This is a genomic window from Arthrobacter sp. Y3221157 (assembly GCF_059089865.1).
The window spans coordinates 1-16,973 of record NZ_JBNHFD010000022.1; the positions used below are offsets into that span (position 1 = coordinate 1).

The window sequence follows — 16,973 nt, forward strand, 5'->3', positions numbered from 1 at the left end:
GGGTTCCCCGCGGGGCGCTGGAGCAGGACGGCCAGGACGACGGCGACGAGCACCAAGGCGGCCGCGATCCCGATGGCGGCCGCCCGCCGTCGTCCAGTGCTTGGCTGCGGACCTGCCGGCGGTCCGCCGATATCCGGCCCGCTCATTCGGTTTCTCCCTCAGTGCCCGCCCTGGTCTGCCTCAGGCGTGTGGACCACCAGCACCGGGCAATGGGCATGGGACACGAGGGCCGAACTGACGGATCCGAGCAGCATGCCCCCGAAACCTCCATGGCCCCGCCGTCCGACCACCACCATGTCCGCGTCCCTGCTTGCTTCGATCATAGACTCACGGGGGTGCCCCCGGACCAGGCTCACAACGACGTTGGACGGCGTCTCCGGGCCGAAGGCCGTTGTAACCGCCTCGTCAAGGATCTGCCCGGCGCGTTCTTGGAAGCCTTCGATGCCCATCATGACGTAGCTGGCGTACACCTGGGGATAGTCCCAGTAGGCAGTGGCGAGGACCTTGGCGCCCAGGGGCAGCGCCAGGCGCTGGGCCTGCCGGAGCGCCTCGACGGACGGCTCTGACCCGTCGACGCCCACGAGTATCCGGGCAAATGGTGTTTCCGCTGTGCTCATTTCAGCTCCTCAGGTGGCGGCGGTGGTCCCTCGTATCTTGTCTCGGCGGTTGCCGGAGGGGTAGGGCCGAAGGTCCGCCTGGTTTCCCCGGGTCCCGGGTCGAGCCGGAAGGGAGGGTATTCATCACGCATCAGGGCCGTGTAGGCCATGGCGCGGTAGATCCAGCGGTTGATGCCGAGAATCAGGTCGAACAGCGGGCGCTGGTAGCGGCCGGTGAAGAGCAAGGCCACCACTGCCACCAGGACCAGGATTCCCAGCAGGGACAAGCCGGTACCCCGTTCATAGGTGGTTCCGAGGTCTTCGCTTTCTGCCTGCCAGGTCCAGGTGGTGCCGGCGAGGGCGGCAACGATCAGCAGGTGCGGAATGGACCGGAGCCACCACTTAGCGAGCACGAGGACGCGGGAGAGCCTTTCGGGGTAGTCCACCTCGAAGTCCGCCGGGTAGGCGGTGCGTGCCAGGGTAAAGGGCGGGTAGAGGTCGGTGCCTGCTGCGGCGTAGGCGTAGAACGCCACCCTCCAGTTCCAGCGCATGACCCCGACGTTGAAGTCGAACAGGGCCCGCGGGTAGCGGACAGTGAACAGGATGGCGAACCCTGCCACGATGGTTAAGTGCGGAATGGCCAGGAACCACTTCACCAGCCACATGGCCCCCGCCTGCACGCGGGCATCGATGCCCGGGCCGGCGTCGGCATTCATGATGACTATCGCCCAGCTCCCGGCAGCCAAGTTCCAGGTCAGCTCCTGTTCGCCGGCACCCGTAACGGACGCGTTCCAGAACTGTTGCCCTGCCGGAGGTGCCGGCGTGCCCGTGCCGGGAATGTCCCGGTACTCAACCCGGAAAGGCCTGCTGTCCACCTCGAGCAGCTCCGAGTGGTGCACGCCTGACAGGTAGCGCTCTACATCTGCCTGGGGAGCAATCCCAATGAAGATCTCCTTGCCTGGATCAACGGATGTTGCGCGCAGCCTAAGCGTGCCGACGTCGAAAGGCAGCCTGGGCGAGGTGAGGGCATGGGAACCGACGGAGAGCCGTGCGGTGCCGGACGTCAAGTATCCGTCGCCTTGGACGGACCCCACCACCGAGGCCACTGCTCCTGCGGCCAAATGGTGGCGCCGACGATCGAGACAAGTATGCCGAAACGAGAAGGACGACTGCGCCGGTCTTCTTCATGGTTCTGTCCCCGCCACGGCAACCGGAACTTTTGCAGTAGCCGCAACCTGGAGTGCCCTGTCGGCCAGGACGCAACGAAGGTGTGTACTTCCCGATCCCGTAACCATCATGGATGCCTTGCCCGAATACTTGGCGAGCGCGGCCGCCGGGCGGTCCTCAACGACGGGGAGGACCGCCAGCGGGACATCCGCCGCTTGGGCACGTCGGGCTGCCCACAGGACGGCTGCCTGGCTTGCACCGAGTCGTTGGTGCCGACGGCGATTGATTTGTGGATTGTCATGGCCGTGCTTCCTCGTTTTTTGCCGCGCTGGATACGGTCAACCCTCCCGCCCGGTGGCGGCGTTTTATAGGGCCAAAGGTCACAGGGGGCAGAGGCTGCCAGTCGGGGGCATGGAAGGGACCCGGTGGGTACTTCCACCCCGGGAGGCCGCCGGGTACTCTGGGATGACCGTTAGGAAGTATGCGGCCCGGATGCATTGGGTGAATTACCCCAGCCCCTCGGAGGGATGCCTGGCAGGCGCTCGAACCCGCACCACCTCTCGGATCCACATTCACGCTTAGGGCGCTGTAAGTGCCCGGGACCGGCAGTTCCGGCCCCAGGAATCAAGGTGCACCCTTCCCGTCCGGCGTCTCCCCGTCCCAACGGCTCGCGCCTCCCTCAATTTTTCGACAACCCAAGAGGAGTCCCCATGGACCCTGGGGCAGTTATGGCGCTTGTGGGCGGCTATATCGCTGCCGCAATCGGCGTATTCCTGCTGTACTCGCCGGTCCTCGTCCTGGTGGTAGGCCTGCTGTTGGTCGCAGGGCTGCTGCAGCTGCTGGCGTGGCCTTTCCTTGTCCTGTTCCGCAAATTGCGCAGAAAGCCGGAACCGCCCTCGGACGGATCCTGGCTGCTGCACTGATCCAGCAGAAGGAGCATCATGACGGCCGCCCATCCGGAAGTTGAAGCTTTCTTCGACCGGTATGCCGCGTCACTGGTGGCCCGTGACGAAACCGCGATGTCCCGGCTTTACGCCGTTCCCTCGCTCATCGTCTTCCCCGGCCAGCTGCTCGCCGTTACCGACGCGCGCCAGACTGAGCAGTTCTTCGCCTCTGCCTGGCCGCAGTACGAAGGCGTCAACCACATCGAGAAGCATGTGGCAGTGCTGGCCCAGGCGCCAGGGAGTGTCTGGGCCGATGTCACATGGTTCTCCGGCGGCAGGGCCCGCGAGCGGTTCTGCTACCAGCTCGTGGAGGGGGCCGGCGGCTACCAAGTGGCTGTGCTGACGCCCATGGCGGTGGACGACGGCGAGGCGGAACCTGCAGCTCCGAAAGCATAGGCCGGCAGCACAAGTGGCGGGAGCGGGCAGTGCGTGGTTCACATCCCGGCCTTTTCATCAGTATGCTTACTATTGTTCGCCGGAGTTCAAGAGAAAGGCATCACCATGACTGAACAGAACCTCCCCGATGACAACCTTGAGGTGGTCGAGGAGAACGATGTGCTCCTTGATGAGACTCCCGGCGCCGGCGCGTCCCTCGAACTGGATCCCGTCAAGGGTCCGGACAGCTACCCTGGTGCGGCGGAGGACAACCCGGACCGCTGGCAGGAGGATCCGCTTCTCCAGGGAGAGGCTGTTTCGGGTGAAGAGGAGGATTTCCTGAGTGATCAGACGCTGCGCGACGAGACGGCGGAAGCCAGGTACAACGCGGGCGATGAGCAGGTGCCGCCGGATGCGCCCACCCTCGGTGAAGCCGTGGCGGACGTGGACTTCGGTGAGAACCCGACGGGGCTCGAAGCTGAAGCAAGTGACGACACCGAGAACTTCGGCGGGTCGCCGCTCAGCGAATTCGACCCCGAGGACCTGGAGCGCTGACATCAAGGATGGGGCATTGCACCCTAGCCGAAAACGGGATCACGACTAGACTAATAAGTAGGCTGATGAATATCAGTTGGTAGATCAGGACTAAGGGAGTTTCACATGAACTTGGGAAGCATGATCAGGAATGCCGCTGGACGATTCTCAGGCAGGACCGGAACCAGCGGAACAGTCCGCGGTACCGGGATGAATGCCGCCAGGCGGACGCCCCATGCAACGGGCGGCAGGACCGGCGGCATGGCCCAGAAGATTATGGGAATGCTCAGGCGGCACTAAAACCACCAAACCAGGAAGCAGGTCCCGGATACGTCCGGAACCTGCTTTTTGGTCCTTTCAGACATGCGTGAACTCGTCATCCTCGGCACCGCATCCCAGGTCCCCACCCGCACCAGGAACCACAATGGATACCTGCTGCGCTGGGACGGCGAGGGACTGCTCTTCGATCCGGGCGAAGGAACGCAGCGGCAAATGATCCACGCGGGTGTCCCGGCTACCCAGATCACCAGGATCTGCCTCACTCACGTCCATGGCGACCACTGCTACGGTCTTCCCGGCGTACTGTCCAGGATGGCCCTCGACGGCCTGGGGCATCCCGTTCACCTTCACTATCCGCTTGCCGGCGAGGACGTGGTCCGTGCCCTGGTCTCCGTGAGTTCGCCCGGCATCGACCTGCGCCTGCACCCCCATGGGGGAGCGGGGATCATCGCTGACGGACTGGAGATCCGGCCGCTGAAGCACCGCATCGATACCTACGGTTACAGGCTGGCGGAACCGGACGGCAGGACCCTGCTGCCAGACCGCCTGGTGGCAGCGGGCATCGCGGGCCCCGACGTCGGGCGCCTCCAGCGTGAAGGAACCCTCAACGGCGTCAGTCTGGAGGCCGTCAGCATCCATCGGCCCGGCCAACGCTTCGCCTTCGTCATGGACACCGCGCCCTGCGAAGGTGCTGAGGAACTGGCCGACGGCGCCGACCTCCTGGTTGCCGAGTCCACCTTCAGCGATGACGACGCCGGCCTGGCGCAGCAATACCGCCACCTCACCGCCGGGCAGGCAGGGGAGCTGGCGTCACGCGCCGGTGTCCGCACTCTGGTACTGACGCATTTCTCGTCCCGCTACGGCGACGACGCCACCGTGCTTGCCGCGCAGGCATCCGCACGCGCGGGCACGGCTGCCGTCACGGCCGCCTCGGACCTGCAGCGGATTCCCTTTCCGCAGCGGCGCAGCCCCGTGTCAACGTGGCACGCATCTTCCAGTCCCACCACCTGATCCGGCAAGGAGGCCGACAGTGAGCGCCACATCCGAGGAAGTCCAGGGCGTTACTCCGCAGGGCAGGGAGCCCGAGCTGAAACGGGTCCTGGGCCCCAAGCTCCTCCTGCTCTTCATCGTGGGGGATATCCTTGGCGCCGGCGTCTACGCCGTGACGGGCACCATGGCCGGGACGGTGGGCGGGATTGTCTGGCTGCCGTTCCTCCTGGCCTTCGTGGTGGCGACGCTGACGGCCTTTTCCTACCTGGAGCTGGTCACCCAGTATCCCCAGGCGGCAGGCGCCGCCTTGTACACGCACAAGGCGTTCGGCATCCACTTCGTCACGTTCCTGGTGGCATTCGCGGTGGTCTGCTCGGGCATCACCAGCGCCTCAACCTCGGCCAATGTGCTGGCGCAGAATTTCTTCGGCGGGCTGGAGGTCAACGGGGCCATGGGTGATCCCGGCCAGGGCGTGATCACCGCCGTCGCCCTGGCATTCATGCTCCTGCTGGCCGCCATCAACCTGCGGGGCGTGGGGGAGAGCGTCAAGTTCAACGTGGTGCTCACCGTGGTGGAAATGGTGGCGCTGTGCATCGTGATCGGCGTCGGGTTCTTCGTCATGGCCCAGGGCACAGGCAACCCCGGTGAGATCTTCGTCTTCAGCGACTACCAGGACAAGGGCCTGTTCCTCGCCGTCACCGCCGCCACCTCCATCGCCTTCTTCGCCATGGTGGGCTTTGAGGACTCGGTAAACATGGTGGAGGAAACGCGCAATCCCGAGAAGATCTTCCCCCGGACCATGCTGACCGGCCTCGGCATCGCCGTGCTCCTTTACATGCTGGTTGCAGTGTCCGTAGTCAGCGTGCTCACACCCACAGAACTGGAGGGAATCCGCGAAGCCGAAGGCGCGGCACTGCTCGAAGTGGTGCATAAGGGCTCGCCGGACTTTCCCATCGATAGGGTCTTCCCGTTCCTTGCCGTCTTCGCCGTGGCCAATACTGCGTTGATCAATATGCTCATGGCCAGCCGGCTGATCTACGGTATGGCCCGGCAGCAGGTCCTGCCGCGCCCCCTGGGCAAGGTCCTGCCGGTCCGCCGCACCCCGTGGGCGGGCATCGCCTTCTCCACGGTCCTGGCGCTGGGGCTCATCCTCTATGTGGCCAGCGATCCGGAAAGCAACATCGTCGCCAACCTTTCCGGCACAACGGCATTCCTGCTGCTGTGCGTCTTCACCGTCGTAAACGTGGCATGCCTGGTGCTGCGCCGGAAGCGGGATCCGAACCGCAAGGTCTTTTTCACCTCGCCCGGCCCCCTGCCCCTGGTGGCAGCCATCCTGTGTGCTTTCCTTGCCGGCCCATGGGTGGGACGCAACGTGATCCAGTACCAGATAGCCGGCGGGCTCATGGCGATCGGCGTGATCCTGTGGTTTGTCACCTGGCTGATCAACCGACGGACCAACCGCGGGGATAGGGTTAACCCATGACTACCGCTGCAGAATCAACGGTCATCCTCGAAAGCCGTTTCGCCAGCGAACTGGCAGACATGGCTGTTCCCTGGCAGGCGGAGGAAGCTCCGGAGCCCCGGCTCCTGGTCTTCAACGACGCCCTCGCGGAAGAGCTCGGGCTTGATGCCCGCTACCTGCGCAGCGCGGAGGGTGTGCGGTTGCTGCTGGGCAACCACGTGCCGGAGGGGGCGGCGCCGGTGGCCCAGGCCTACGCCGGGCACCAGTTCGGCGGATACTCACCCCTCCTGGGGGACGGGCGGGCCCTCCTGCTTGGCGAGATCCTTGACGCCAACGGCCGCCTGCGCGATATCCACCTCAAAGGCTCGGGCCGCACACCATTTGCGCGGGCAGGTGACGGGCGTGCCGTCGTCGGGCCCATGCTCCGGGAATACCTCGTCAGTGAGGCAATGCACGCGCTGGGGATTCCCACCACCAGGTCTCTCGCCGTCGTCGGCACCGGACGCCTGGTGCGCCGGGACGAGATGCTGCCCGGGGCAGTCCTGGCCCGGGTGGCCAGCAGCCACCTGCGGGTGGGGAGTTTCCAGTATGCGCGGGCCACGGACAACCTCGAGCTGCTGCGCCGCCTGGCGGACCACGCCATCAGCCGGCATTACCCAGCCGCCGCGGAAGCTGAGAATCCGTACCTTGCGCTTTTCCGGGCGGTGGTGTCGGCCCAGGCCGCGCTGGTGGCGCAATGGATGCTGGTGGGCTTCGTCCACGGCGTGATGAACACGGACAACATGACCATTTCCGGCGAGACCATCGACTATGGGCCCTGTGCGTTCATGGACGACTTCAACCCCGCCGCCGTTTACAGTTCCATCGATGTGGGCGGGCGGTACGCCTACGCCAACCAGCCTGTTATTGCCGAATGGAACCTGGCGCGCCTCGCCGAGTCGATCCTTCCGCTGATCAACGAGGACCAGGAGCAGGCCGTCGGTCCCGCCGTGGAGGCGCTGGGCGAATTCCGCAGGCAGTACAGCGATGCTTGGTTCGACGGGATGAGGATCAAGCTGGGCCTGCCCGCCAGCCCCGCCGGAAGCCCTGAGGCCGAAGCGGCATCCGAACTGGTGGACGGGGTGGTTGCGATTTTGAAGGACGGCCCGGTGGACTACACGCGGTTCTTCCGCAACCTGGGCGAAGCAGCGCGCGGAAATGAAAGACCTGTCCGGGGCATGGTCATGGACCTGGCAGCATTCGACGCCTGGGCCGGGCGCTGGCGGTCCATGAAGCCGGATGCGGACCGAATGGACCGGGTGAATCCCGTGTACATTCCGCGCAACCATCTGGTGGAAGAGGCGCTCGCTGCGGCCACCGGCGGCGACCTGGAGCCGTTTACCAGGCTCCTTGAAGCAGTGGGCGCCCCTTACGAAGAGCGACCAGGGCTGGAACGCTACGCCGAAGGCGCGCCGGAAGACTTCGGCAAGTACATGACGTTCTGCGGCACCTGACAGGCTGAGCCGCAAAATGGCGGCGGGCCCCGGTGGCAACACGTGAAGACGGCAAGGGCGGCAGCCGGGGTCTTCCCGGCTGCCGCCCTTATGTGCGCAGCTCTTGGTGCGGCTGCTTCAGTTGCGCGGGATAACTACGCTACCCGGACGAAGGAAGCTCCGCCGAGCCAGCTGATGGAGTGGACTTCGGTCTTGTAGCCGTCCACGCCGCCGCTGACAACCTGGCCGTCGCCGGCGTAGACGCCCACGTGGCCTGCAGTGATCACCAGGTCGCCGGGGGCGGGGGTGCCCACGGTGGTGCCGTACTGGTAGAACTGGCCGGGAGCCAGGTCACCGACGGACTTGCCGACGGAGCGGAGGGCCTTCTCCACCATGGCGGTGCAGTCCTGCTGCACGCCCAACTGGCTGTAGGCGGAAGCCAGGATGGCTGCACCCGTGCCGGTGCCGGTCGCGGCAGGTGCGGGGGCCGGGGCCGGAGCCGGGGCAACGGCCGCGGAGGCATAGTTCATGGTGGAGCCGGTGTTCGCCAGGGCAGGTGCGGCCGGGGCAGGAGCAGCCGCAGGTGCCACGTAGCCGGCGCCCGGAATGGTGATCTGGTCACCGGGGAAGATGATGGTGGAGATGTCCAGGCCGTTGGCGGCCAGCACATCGTTCAGGCTGACGCCGTGAGCGGCCGAGATGGCGCCCAGGGTGTCTCCGGAAACCACGGTGTAGACGTTGCCGGCGGCAGGGGCTGCGGCGGCGGGGGCAGCCACTGCGGCTGCCGGAGCGCCGTACGCCTGGACGCTAGCGGTCTCGGTGGTATCCGGGCCGGTTACGCCTGCATGGGCGGGAGCTCCAACACCGAACGCAATGCCGGACGCAGCGGCAACTGCGAGCACCGGACGGCTGAGCGTCCGTGCCTGGGACTTTGCGGAAGCAGCCAAGCCCTGGAGCGCGATTGAGCGGGCCGGAGTTGCGCGGTGACGGGCGGTAGGGAAATTTTTTGACACGTGTGATCGCCTCTCCCATGCCTGCGGGGTGAGCTGTCGGGTTCGGGTTGGAGATACCCGGCCGAAGGCCACCGCCCACAATGGACGGAGGCGCTATCGACTTAACCCCAAGGCCGTAACGGCCGTGGAAACTTGGTTCCCCCGTCCCTGCCAGCTGGAAAGCGATTGAATCCCGGGTCAGTGGCAGGGCTCGGCATACTGATGGGAATGTCCCGTTTGGGAGGGACACCTGAAGACCATAACCCGACCGCGCAGCGATTGTCACGTTTGGGTAACATACGAGGCGCTTCTATCATATTAAGCAAACGTTTGGAAGTACTAGCACACCTTTCTGACCTCGCGTGATATTTGGCAGCTGGCGTGGCCTGTTATTTATGTCACAAACTTATAAAGGTAGCGGGGGAGGCCGCCCAAACCCTCAACCTTGTGTTGAACCCGCTAAGCTTCTGAGCTATGCGCCTGGTCGGAAGCATGTTCAAGCCCCCGCTGTTGGGAGGGCTGCTGGCACTTGCCCTGGCCGGCCCCGTTGCCCTGCTTCCGGCGGCCGCGGATGAGGCTCCGCCGGGCGGGTACCCATCGTGGGAAGACGTTCAGAAGGCGCAGCAGTCTGAAGCCGGGAAGGCGGCCGAGATCGAGAACATCACAGGCCTGCTTCAAGGCCTGCGGTCCGAGTCCGAAGCGCTCGGGACGGCCGCCGTGGCATCCGCAGCCGACTATGCACTGGCGGACGCCGCCCTGCAGTCCGCAACGGCCAGGGTGGATGCCCTTGCAGGCCAGGCTGCCCAGGCGGACGCGGAGTTGCAGCGGCATCAACAGGCCGTTGGTGCGCTGGCCGCCAGATCGTACAAGACCGGCGGAACCACCATGGGATTCTTTGTGGCACTGGAAGCTTTGGAGAACAACAGCATCCACGGGCTCAACGTCGTTGAGGTGGTGGGAGCCAAGACGGCGGATTTGGTTAGCCGGGCGGAGGCCGCCGGCAAAGCCACCGCTGCGCTGGCGGAGCAGGAAAAGACCGCCAGGGCGGAGCGCGAACGACTGTCCGGAGAGGCGAAGGCCAAGCTGGACGCTGCCCGTTCCGCCCAGGACGCGGTGGCCCGCCAGGTCGCCGAAGAGCAGCGGCGCAGCGGAGAGCTGACCGCGCAGCTGGCGTCCCTCAAGGGCACGACGGCTGCGCTCGAGGGCGAATACCGGCAAGGCCAGGCGGCGCTCGCAGCCTATGAGGCGGCCCAGGCTGCCAAGCGAGCGGCTGCCGAGGAGCAGGCGCGCCGGCAGACAGCTGCAGATGCTGCCCTTGCCGGTGCTCAAAGACCTCCCGCTCCGGCAAACCCGGTCCCGGCAGCGCCGGTGCCAGCGAATCCCGCGCCGCTAAATCCGGCCCCGGTAAATCCTGCTCCCGTGAACCCGGCGCCGGCGAACCCCGCCCCTCTTGCCCCGGCGCCTGCGACCCCCGGCCCGCCCGCCGTCGTCGTGCCCTCCGTTCCAGGCGGGGCCGTCAACGATCCCGCTGCGGCCAAGAGCTACGCCTCCGGCCGCCTTGCAGCCTACGGCTGGGGCCAGGACCAGTTCCTGTGCCTCGCCCAGCTCTGGACCAAGGAATCCAACTGGCTGACCACCGCCACCAACCCCTACTCCGGGGCCTATGGGATTCCGCAGGCCCTGCCGCCCGGCAAGCTGGGAAGCGCCGGCAGCGACTGGCTTACCAGCTACCGTACGCAGATCGAGTGGGGGCTCGGGTATATCCGGGACCGCTACCGTACACCCTGCGCGGCCTGGGACCACTCCGTAGCCAGGAACTGGTACTGAGAAGCGCGCTAGGCTTTCTCCATGCCAGATTTTGAGCGGTTCCGGGTGCTGCTCGAGGAGGAGCGGAAGCGGAAGGCTGCGCTGCTTCCGGACCTTCGCGCGGACATCGCCTCGGCCAGTTCGGCCCGGCTCAATTCAAACGTCGACGACGAACACGATCCCGAGGGCGCCACGATCGCTTTCGAGCTGTCCCAGGCGGCCGCACTCCTGAAACAGAGCGCCGCCGGCCTGGACCAGGTGGAGGCCGCTCTCGCCCGGCTGGACGCCGGAACCTATGGCACCTGCGCCGTCTGCGGCGAAGCCATTGCCGAGGGCAGGCTGGAAGCCCGGCCATGGACCGCGTTCTGCATCAACCACGCCGCGGCAGGCCGGCAGTGACGGCGGGGCCGGAGGTTGTTGCCGCGGCGGCGGAATTCATCGACCGTACACTGCAGAACGAGGGCTCCTGGTACCGCGCGGACGACGTCGCCACCCGGCTGGGCGGGGTCCTCGCCTCCTACGGATCTTCCATAGGCGCTGTCCGGGGAACCGTCAGTGATGCGCTGCGGAAATTTAAAGCCCTGGACCACGATGCCGCCGTCCAGCTGGCCTCAGTCCTCTGGGGCCGGCCTAAACCTGGCCAACGGCCGGTCTTCGAGCGGCGGCTGGCTGCCGTGGTGCTGCTCCAAGCCAAGGCCGGATGGCTGCGCCACTCGGACCTGACCCGGATCGAAGGGTTCCTCCGCTCCGCCTCCACGGCGGAACTGGAAGGACCCCTGGTGGCCGATGTGGTGGCGCCGCTGCTAGCCGGGCTGCCGGAGCGCGACAGGCAGCGCGCCGATGTGGTGCTGGCGCGGTGGGCCCAGGACCCGCATGCCAGCCTGCGCCAGGCTGCAGCAGTACTTGGGCGGCCGCCCGGCGCCGGCTTCCCGCCCGGTCCCAACACCCCCCGACAAGGAGACATCCATGAACGATCCCTATGACCTTGAACGCTTCGTCGCTGCACAGGACAGCGGCGGGACATATGAGCAGGCCTTGTCCGAACTGCAGCTGGGCAGCAAGAGCGGCCACTGGATGTGGTTCGTCTTTCCGCAGATCGCCGGGCTGGGGCAGAGCGCCACCTCGCGGAAGTATGCCATCAGGTCACTGGACGAAGCCCGGGGATACCTTGAGCACGACGTGCTGGGTCCGCGCCTGCTGGAGTGCGCACAGGCCTTGACCAACCACGCCGGGCGCACGGCCGAGGATATTCTGGGTGGCATTGACGCCCGCAAGCTGCAGTCGTCCATGACGCTGTTCCTCCGCGCGGCGCCCGGCGAAACGGTGTTCAAGACCGTTCTTGCACAGTTCTTCGACGGCCAGCCCGACGAAACCACCGATGAACTGCTCGCCGGGCAGGACCAGGCATAAGAACTATGGGGTGGGGCTGCCGCCGTTGACGTTCAGCGTCTCGCCCAGCACGAAACTGGACTCGGGCGAGGCCAGGAAAACGTAGGCCGGCGCGAGTTCTGCGGGCTGGCCGGCGCGGCCCAGGGGAGTGGACTGCCCGAACTCCGGCAGGTCCTCCTTTGGCTGGCCGCTGCTGACCTGCAACGGAGTCCAGATGGGTCCCGGCGCCACGGCGTTGACACGGATCCCCTTGGGAGCGAGCTGCTGGGCCAGGCCCTTGGTGAAGTTGTTGATGCTGGCCTTGGTGGTGGCGTAGTCCACCAGCGTCGGGGAGGGATTGTAGGCCTGCACCGAGGTGGTGTTGATGATGGTGGACCCCGCGGGCATGTGCGGGAGGGCTGCCTTGGTCAGCCAGAACATGGCGTAGACATTGGTCTTCAGGGTGTGGTCGAACTGCTCGTCCGTGATGTCCGCGAGGTCCTCCTGGGCCACCTGCTTTCCGGCGTTGTTGACCAGGATGTCCACACCGCCCAGGACGGCCACGGCGGTATCCACCACGTCCCGGCACACAGACGGGTCCTTTAGGTCCCCGGGAACCTTCACGGCTTTGCGTCCCGCGGCTTCGATAATGCCCGCAATCCTGGCAGCGTCCTCCTCCTCCTGCGGCAGGTAGGACATGACGACGTCGGCGCCCTCCCTGGCGAACGCGATGGCCGCGGCGGCCCCGATGCCCGAATCCGCACCGGTGACGATGGCCTTCCGGCCTTCCAGCCGCCCCGTTCCGCGGTAGGTTTCCTCACCCAGGTCCGCCTTGGGCATCAGCTCCGCGTCCAGCCCGGGCTCTGGCTGGTGCTGCTCTGGCGGGGAAATGTGCTCGTAGGCGGTGACCGGATTCCGGAAAGTGTACTGGTCTGTCATGGCGGTCCTCCTGCTGGGTGGATTCCAAGAAGCTAAGTATGCTTACCGTCCCAGCCTAGGCAACCGGCGGCCACCTGCCAACCCGGAACTACTCCCGCGCCACCTCCACCAGGCGCACCTCCGCCAGCCGGCCGCCGTCGACCTTTGCCGTCATGTACGTGCAGGCGGGCTGGCGCCGGCGGTCCGTGGGGGAGCCGGGGTTGAGCAGCCGCAGGCCTGCCGGGGACGTGGTGTCCCAGGGGATGTGGCTGTGCCCGAAGACCAGGACGTCCGTGTCCGGATAGAGCGCCTCGCACCGCAGCTCCCGGCCCTTGGCTTGCCCGGTCTCATGGACCATGGCAAAACGGATGCCGTCCAGGGTGATGTGCGCGGTTTCAGGGAGGCGGGCGCGCAGGTCCGGCCCGTCATTGTTCCCGTAGACGCCCACCAGGGACCGGCTGCGTTCCTGGAATTTATCCAGGACCCCGGCCTGCACCCAGTCACCGGCGTGGAAGACCACGTCTGCGCTTTCGACGGCGGTCCACACCGGGGCGGGCAGGTCTCTGGCCCGCTTGGGGATGTGGGTATCGGCAACCAGGACGATGTTCAGCGGCATAGGGAAATCCTGCCACGCTGGGCCTGTTTCGGTTCCCGCGAGAGTCGTAATCTGGGGGCTGGGAGGTGATTGCCATGGAGGCAGCGCAGGGCGACCGCATTATCGTCCACGGCCGGCATGTTGGATCCACGGACCGCCACGGGGTGATCCTGGAAGTGCGGGGACAAGACGGAACCCCGCCTTACCTGGTCCGCTTTGATGACGGGCACGAAACCATCATGTATCCCGGCGGTGATTTCGCCGTCGAACGCCCGCACGGCAACTGAGGCCCGGCCTGTGCTGGGCCCGGGCGTGATGTACCTGTCAGACTGGGCTGATGGATCATTCTCCGGCTTCCGCAGCGTCCGCCACCCCGCCCCTCCGCACCGGTCCCCGGGATCCGGGCGACGCCTGGGTGGAGGGGGACCGCGGACGCTTTTGGGGGCGTTTCGGCGCGGCCGGCGTTCTGGCGTTCGATCCGCCCAGGGGGGTGCTGCTGCAGCACCGCGCGGTGTGGAGCCATAACGGCGGAACGTGGGGGTTGCCCGGTGGAGCGCTCCACCAGGGCGAGGCGCCCGTGACCGGCGCGCTGCGGGAAGCCCAGGAGGAGGCAGCGGTTCCGCCAGAGGGTGTGGACGTGCTGTTCACTTCCCTCCTGGACCTGGGCTACTGGTCCTACACAACGGTGGTGGTGCTGGTACGAGAGCCGTTCGACCCGGTCATCAGCGATCCCGAGAGCATCGAACTGCTGTGGGTCCCCCTTGATGAGGTGGAGCGGAAGGAACTGCACCCCGGCTTCGCTGCCGCCTGGCCGGACCTGAGGCGGCGGCTTGCTGCCGCCGGCCCGTATCCCGGCGGGGCTTCCTAGTAGTCCGGACCGTATTCCGCCGTGACCAGGATGGGCAGGTGGTCGGAGTTGCCGCGCGGCAGCGTCTCTACGCTCTGGATGTCCAGGCCCAGGGACGTGGCAAAGTCGAAGTGGCCCTTGAATACCTTGTACCTGGTGTAAGTGCGCCGGTTGCTGAGGGAGAGGGCGTACCCGGAGTTCTTCATGTGGATGTCCAGGTTCTTGGTGAAGAACGGGTAGTTGAAATCGCCCACCATCAGCGTCATCAGGCCTTTTCCCATGCTGAGCAGTTCGGCATGGGCAGCGTGGATCTGCTTGCGCCGGAGCGAATTGGAGGCGGTCAGCGGCGCCGCGTGGAACGAGCCGATCACCAGTTCATGCTGGGTGTCGTTGTCCATCACCCGCACCCCAATCAGCCGTTCGTGCGCCGGAGCCAGGACCCTGTCATGCATCGACTTCTTCAGGGCGAAGGACTGGGTGTCCAGTGCGGTGAAGCGGCTGGTGCGGTAGTAGACGGCGAGGCCCAGGCGGTTTCCCTTCGTGACATGCGCCAGATGCAGCGGCCCCAGGGCTTCGGGGAGGTCGGTCGCATCCACCTCCTGGAGGCAGAGGGCATCGACGTCATGGTTCCTGGCCAGGGCAAGAAGCTCGCCGCTGGCCTTGTGTTTGCGGAGGTTGTAACTGATGACGCGCATGGATTACCTCGTTTCGAGGTCGCTGACAGGACCAGTTCTTGAGTCTAGTCCGCTGGCTTCACCCAGACTCAAACATTTCGCTGGCCCAGCATTTCGCGCCGGACCGCTGCTGGCGTTCCGGCGCGAGCCGTTAGAGTTAGTGGCAATTCACTGAAGTTCTCTGCGAAAGGCCAGCGTTGACTGAAGAGTTCCAAAAGCTTGCTGAAGGCAACGCCTACTACCAGGTCCTCGGCAGCGGCCGCTTCCGCTCCACCATCCATGCGCAGGGGGCCTGGAACGCCCACGAACAGCACATGGCGCCGGCCTCCGGTCTCCTGGCCGAAGCCCTTGAACGCCACCAGCCGCGGGGGGACATGCGGATGGCCCGGCTCAGCTACGAGATCCTGGGACTGATCCCGGGCGGGGAATTCCAGATCGAGACCTCCACGCTGAGGCCAGGGAAGACCATCGAACTCCTGCAGGCAGAGCTGGTGGCTGCGGGCCGGACAGCAATCCGGGCAACCGCCTGGCGGATGATCACCAGCGACACTGGTGCCGTCGCCGCCGTCGAGGATTCCGCCATTCCGGGCCCGGACGACTGCAAGCCCTACGACGGTTCGGCTGTCTGGCCCGGCGGCTACATCCGGTCCCTCGAGATGCGGGTTGCGGAAGGGCACCGGCCGGGCGCCGGCAAGGTGTGGCTCCGCACCGACCACCCGCTGACGGACCGGGAGGACAGCACCGATCTGGCCCGCCTGATGGGCCTGGTGGACACCGCCAACGGGATCGCCGCCCGGGTGCCGCCCGGCAAGGACAGCTACGCCTTCCCCAACCTGGACCTGCAGATCCACATGTACCGGCGGCCCGAAGGGGAGTGGCTGGGGCTGGACAACGCGGTGTCCTTCGGCGGGGACGGGATCGGCCTGACGTCCACGGTCCTGCATGACCGGCAGGGCCCCTTCGGGCGCGCCGAACAGATTCTGACGCTGCGCCGGACCTGACCGGCTGCTGATCAGTGGGACTTGGTGGTGGCCGGATTGCTGCACGGATTGCTGTCGGGCCTGTGGGCCGGACGCCGTGGCCTTCAAACGTCGTGGGTGGGCGACGGCGTAACCTAGGGTTGGCCCGTCCGCCGGCAGTTCAACCAGGAACTGCGAGATGACCATAAGGGAGCCCGGCACCATGCATCACCCCGTTCAGGAAACGCGCACGCTGACAGTGGTGCGGCAGGAAGTTTCGCTGGGAGCGGGGCGGGACCTGGAATTCGGGTTGGAGCTCCTGGCAAAGGCCAGGTCGGGGCAGATCGGCCCCACTCTTCGGCTCTACCGTCCCGCCCCCACCGTGGCGTTCGGACAGCGGGACACCCGCCTGCCGGGGTTTGAAGCAGCGGCCCGCGCCTGCCGTGACAACGGCTTTGAACCGCTGGTCCGCAGGGCCGGCGGACGCGCCGCTGCCTATCACCAGGGGACCCTGGTGGTGGACCACATCGAGCCGGACGCGGATGCGATCGCCGGCTCCAAAACCCGCTTCGGGTACTTCGGGGAGTTGTTCGCCCAGGCACTGCAGTCGGTCGGCGTCCACGCCGCCGTGGGGGAAATACCGGGGGAGTACTGCCCGGGCGAGTTCAGCGTCCACGGAACACATCCGGACGATTCCTCACACCGGATCAAGCTCGTGGGCACGGCCCAGCGGGTCGTGGCGGGCGGCTGGCTGTTCAGCTCCGTGATCGTGGTGGAAAACTCCGCCCCGATCCGGAAAGTCCTGACGGACAGCTACGCCGCCCTGGGGCTTGAATGGAAGCCTGCCACTGCGGGCGCCGTCGAAGACCTGGTGCCCGGTGCCACCGTCCAGGCCGTTGAGGACGCGCTGCTGCAAACGTATGCGGGCCATGCCGCCCTGGAGTCTGCTTCTTTCAGCAGCCTGGGGGCATGACCCGCATGGCGAAGTGTGTGCG

19 protein-coding genes, 1 pseudogene and 1 riboswitch are annotated in these 16,973 nt (G+C 66.3%); of the genes and pseudogenes, 14 read left to right on the top strand and 6 right to left on the bottom strand.

Features of this window, described 5'->3' with window-relative positions:
* Positions 1 to 158: 158 nt before the first annotated feature.
* Both AC5RTT_RS08300 and AC5RTT_RS08305 read right to left on the bottom strand, forming a co-directional pair.
* Positions 159 to 617, bottom strand: a complete 459-nt coding sequence (locus AC5RTT_RS08300) for a universal stress protein (protein WP_494144785.1) — start codon at positions 615 to 617, stop codon at positions 159 to 161.
* Positions 614 to 1,784 (bottom strand): annotated as a pseudogene (locus tag AC5RTT_RS08305) (DUF4389 domain-containing protein). The gene AC5RTT_RS08300 and the pseudogene AC5RTT_RS08305 overlap by 4 nt, the downstream one beginning before the upstream one ends.
* A gap of 689 nt (positions 1,785 to 2,473) precedes the next feature.
* Here AC5RTT_RS08305 and AC5RTT_RS08310 point away from each other — a divergent pair.
* From AC5RTT_RS08310 to AC5RTT_RS08335, 6 genes are all read left to right on the top strand, one after another.
* Entirely contained in the window at positions 2,474 to 2,686 is a 213-nt protein-coding gene (locus tag AC5RTT_RS08310) for a hypothetical protein (RefSeq protein WP_494009311.1), read from the top strand.
* An 18-nt stretch (positions 2,687 to 2,704) separates the two neighbouring features.
* Positions 2,705 to 3,103, top strand: coding sequence for a DUF6841 family protein (locus AC5RTT_RS08315; RefSeq protein ID WP_494144786.1), 399 nt, complete (start codon positions 2,705 to 2,707; stop codon positions 3,101 to 3,103).
* Positions 3,104 to 3,208: 105 nt separating this feature from the next.
* Positions 3,209 to 3,637: a hypothetical protein gene (locus AC5RTT_RS08320; protein ID WP_494009310.1), complete on the top strand. Its 429-nt coding sequence runs from the start codon at positions 3,209 to 3,211 to the stop codon at positions 3,635 to 3,637.
* Positions 3,638 to 3,979: 342 nt separating this feature from the next.
* On the top strand, positions 3,980 to 4,906 hold the full coding sequence (locus AC5RTT_RS08325) for a ribonuclease Z (protein WP_494144787.1): 927 nt from the start codon (positions 3,980 to 3,982) through the stop codon (positions 4,904 to 4,906).
* 19 nt (positions 4,907 to 4,925) lie between these two features.
* Positions 4,926 to 6,368, top strand: coding sequence for an APC family permease (locus AC5RTT_RS08330; RefSeq protein WP_494144788.1), 1,443 nt, complete (start codon positions 4,926 to 4,928; stop codon positions 6,366 to 6,368).
* Positions 6,365 to 7,840, top strand: coding sequence for a protein adenylyltransferase SelO (locus AC5RTT_RS08335; protein WP_494144789.1), 1,476 nt, complete (start codon positions 6,365 to 6,367; stop codon positions 7,838 to 7,840). Before AC5RTT_RS08330 ends, AC5RTT_RS08335 begins: the two co-directional genes overlap by 4 nt.
* A 134-nt stretch (positions 7,841 to 7,974) precedes the next feature.
* On the opposite strand, the gene AC5RTT_RS08340 is transcribed toward AC5RTT_RS08335, so the two are convergent.
* The gene (locus AC5RTT_RS08340; RefSeq protein WP_494144790.1) at positions 7,975 to 8,832 is read right to left on the bottom strand and encodes a LysM peptidoglycan-binding domain-containing protein; all 858 of its coding nucleotides are present in this window, start codon (positions 8,830 to 8,832) and stop codon (positions 7,975 to 7,977) included.
* Between the two features lie 3 nt (positions 8,833 to 8,835).
* Positions 8,836 to 9,006: riboswitch (cyclic di-AMP (ydaO/yuaA leader) on the bottom strand.
* Between the two features lie 279 nt (positions 9,007 to 9,285).
* On the opposite strand from AC5RTT_RS08340, the gene AC5RTT_RS08345 reads away from it, so the two are divergent.
* From AC5RTT_RS08345 to AC5RTT_RS08360, 4 genes are read left to right on the top strand one after another with little or no spacing between them, the layout of a single operon-like run.
* Complete coding sequence (locus tag AC5RTT_RS08345) at positions 9,286 to 10,638, top strand: aggregation-promoting factor C-terminal-like domain-containing protein (protein WP_494144791.1); 1,353 nt, start codon at positions 9,286 to 9,288, stop codon at positions 10,636 to 10,638.
* Between the two features lie 21 nt (positions 10,639 to 10,659).
* A complete protein-coding gene (locus tag AC5RTT_RS08350; RefSeq protein WP_494009304.1) occupies positions 10,660 to 11,016 on the top strand; it encodes a TraR/DksA family transcriptional regulator in 357 nt (118 codons plus the stop codon).
* Positions 10,971 to 11,600, top strand: a complete 630-nt coding sequence (locus tag AC5RTT_RS08355) for a DNA alkylation repair protein (RefSeq protein WP_494144792.1) — start codon at positions 10,971 to 10,973, stop codon at positions 11,598 to 11,600. The genes AC5RTT_RS08350 and AC5RTT_RS08355 overlap by 46 nt, the downstream gene beginning before the upstream one ends.
* Positions 11,584 to 12,027, top strand: a complete 444-nt coding sequence (locus AC5RTT_RS08360) for a DUF1810 domain-containing protein (RefSeq protein WP_494144793.1) — start codon at positions 11,584 to 11,586, stop codon at positions 12,025 to 12,027. Before AC5RTT_RS08355 ends, AC5RTT_RS08360 begins: the two co-directional genes overlap by 17 nt.
* 3 nt (positions 12,028 to 12,030) lie before the next feature.
* On the opposite strand, the gene AC5RTT_RS08365 is transcribed toward AC5RTT_RS08360, so the two are convergent.
* A complete protein-coding gene (locus AC5RTT_RS08365) occupies positions 12,031 to 12,924 on the bottom strand; it encodes a glucose 1-dehydrogenase (protein WP_494144794.1) in 894 nt (297 codons plus the stop codon).
* Positions 12,925 to 13,012: 88 nt separating this feature from the next.
* A complete protein-coding gene (locus AC5RTT_RS08370; RefSeq protein ID WP_494144795.1) occupies positions 13,013 to 13,519 on the bottom strand; it encodes a metallophosphoesterase family protein in 507 nt (168 codons plus the stop codon).
* A 74-nt stretch (positions 13,520 to 13,593) separates the two neighbouring features.
* Here AC5RTT_RS08370 and AC5RTT_RS08375 point away from each other — a divergent pair, with 74 nt between their 5' ends.
* Together AC5RTT_RS08375 and AC5RTT_RS08380 are read left to right on the top strand one after the other, a co-directional pair.
* Positions 13,594 to 13,785: a DUF1918 domain-containing protein gene (locus tag AC5RTT_RS08375; protein ID WP_494009300.1), complete on the top strand. Its 192-nt coding sequence runs from the start codon at positions 13,594 to 13,596 to the stop codon at positions 13,783 to 13,785.
* A 50-nt stretch (positions 13,786 to 13,835) separates the two neighbouring features.
* On the top strand, positions 13,836 to 14,366 hold the full coding sequence (locus tag AC5RTT_RS08380; protein WP_494144796.1) for an NUDIX domain-containing protein: 531 nt from the start codon (positions 13,836 to 13,838) through the stop codon (positions 14,364 to 14,366).
* Here the strand turns inward: AC5RTT_RS08380 and AC5RTT_RS08385 are convergent.
* Positions 14,363 to 15,040, bottom strand: coding sequence for an endonuclease/exonuclease/phosphatase family protein (locus AC5RTT_RS08385; protein WP_494144797.1), 678 nt, complete (start codon positions 15,038 to 15,040; stop codon positions 14,363 to 14,365). The two genes, AC5RTT_RS08380 and AC5RTT_RS08385, sit on opposite strands and share 4 nt — an antisense overlap.
* A gap of 176 nt (positions 15,041 to 15,216) precedes the next feature.
* On the opposite strand from AC5RTT_RS08385, the gene AC5RTT_RS08390 reads away from it, so the two are divergent.
* The gene (locus AC5RTT_RS08390; protein ID WP_494144798.1) at positions 15,217 to 16,020 is read left to right on the top strand and encodes a thioesterase family protein; all 804 of its coding nucleotides are present in this window, start codon (positions 15,217 to 15,219) and stop codon (positions 16,018 to 16,020) included.
* 181 nt (positions 16,021 to 16,201) lie between these two features.
* Complete coding sequence (locus AC5RTT_RS08395) at positions 16,202 to 16,951, top strand: lipoate--protein ligase family protein (protein WP_494144799.1); 750 nt, start codon at positions 16,202 to 16,204, stop codon at positions 16,949 to 16,951.
* Positions 16,952 to 16,973 lie beyond the last annotated feature (22 nt).

Coding starts and splice junctions, on each gene's coding strand:
- AC5RTT_RS08300 (WP_494144785.1), bottom strand. CDS start 617: ATGAGCACAGCGGAAACACCATTTGCCCGGATACTCGTGGGCGTCGAC.
- AC5RTT_RS08385 (WP_494144797.1), bottom strand. CDS start 15,040: ATGCGCGTCATCAGTTACAACCTCCGCAAACACAAGGCCAGCGGCGAG.
- AC5RTT_RS08315 (WP_494144786.1), top strand. CDS start 2,705: ATGACGGCCGCCCATCCGGAAGTTGAAGCTTTCTTCGACCGGTATGCC.
- AC5RTT_RS08365 (WP_494144794.1), bottom strand. CDS start 12,924: ATGACAGACCAGTACACTTTCCGGAATCCGGTCACCGCCTACGAGCAC.
- AC5RTT_RS08375 (WP_494009300.1), top strand. CDS start 13,594: ATGGAGGCAGCGCAGGGCGACCGCATTATCGTCCACGGCCGGCATGTT.
- AC5RTT_RS08380 (WP_494144796.1), top strand. CDS start 13,836: ATGGATCATTCTCCGGCTTCCGCAGCGTCCGCCACCCCGCCCCTCCGC.
- AC5RTT_RS08345 (WP_494144791.1), top strand. CDS start 9,286: ATGCGCCTGGTCGGAAGCATGTTCAAGCCCCCGCTGTTGGGAGGGCTG.
- AC5RTT_RS08310 (WP_494009311.1), top strand. CDS start 2,474: ATGGACCCTGGGGCAGTTATGGCGCTTGTGGGCGGCTATATCGCTGCC.
- AC5RTT_RS08335 (WP_494144789.1), top strand. CDS start 6,365: ATGACTACCGCTGCAGAATCAACGGTCATCCTCGAAAGCCGTTTCGCC.
- AC5RTT_RS08325 (WP_494144787.1), top strand. CDS start 3,980: ATGCGTGAACTCGTCATCCTCGGCACCGCATCCCAGGTCCCCACCCGC.
- AC5RTT_RS08355 (WP_494144792.1), top strand. CDS start 10,971: ATGGACCGCGTTCTGCATCAACCACGCCGCGGCAGGCCGGCAGTGACG.
- AC5RTT_RS08360 (WP_494144793.1), top strand. CDS start 11,584: ATGAACGATCCCTATGACCTTGAACGCTTCGTCGCTGCACAGGACAGC.
- AC5RTT_RS08395 (WP_494144799.1), top strand. CDS start 16,202: ATGCATCACCCCGTTCAGGAAACGCGCACGCTGACAGTGGTGCGGCAG.
- AC5RTT_RS08350 (WP_494009304.1), top strand. CDS start 10,660: ATGCCAGATTTTGAGCGGTTCCGGGTGCTGCTCGAGGAGGAGCGGAAG.
- AC5RTT_RS08320 (WP_494009310.1), top strand. CDS start 3,209: ATGACTGAACAGAACCTCCCCGATGACAACCTTGAGGTGGTCGAGGAG.
- AC5RTT_RS08370 (WP_494144795.1), bottom strand. CDS start 13,519: ATGCCGCTGAACATCGTCCTGGTTGCCGATACCCACATCCCCAAGCGG.